General features: G+C 45.5%; 1 pseudogene. It reads left to right on the top strand.

Annotated features, from left to right (window positions below):
* Positions 1-521, top strand: a pseudogene (locus ACRCJ0_RS19220) (excinuclease ABC subunit UvrC); the annotation flags it as partial.

Below are 521 nucleotides of genomic sequence, written 5' to 3' on the forward strand. Positions count from 1 at the left end.
CCTGATTTAATCTTGATGGATGGTGGTGCAATTGAAGTGAATGCTGCCAAGGAAGTCTTGGAAGATGAGCTTGGTTTAGACATTCCAGTGGCTGGTATGGTCAAGGATGATAAGCATAGGACGGCCAACCTGATTTTTGGTGATCCTCTAACCATTATCCCGCTTGATCCTCGGTCCCAGGCCTTCCATCTCTTGCAACGGATTCAAGATGAAGTCCACAGATTTGCCATTACCTTCCACCGTAAGACTAGAAGTAAACAATCCTTTACTTCTAAACTGGACGGCATTGACGGGGTAGGCCCTAAGACGCGGACTAAAGTCTTGCGTCACTTTAAGACCATGAAAGCCGTTCGTGAAGCTGCGATTGCGGATATTCAAGCATTAGCCATTCCAGAAAAAGTGGCTGTTGAAATTCATAAGGCTGCTTGGGACGGGCAAAAAGACTCTCCTTATGCAAATGAAGGCCTTGTTGATAGTATCGGAGCGGTTGATGGTGAAGAAACAAATGAAGTTGACGAAAT

Source organism: Aerococcus sp. L_32 (genome assembly GCF_050689315.1).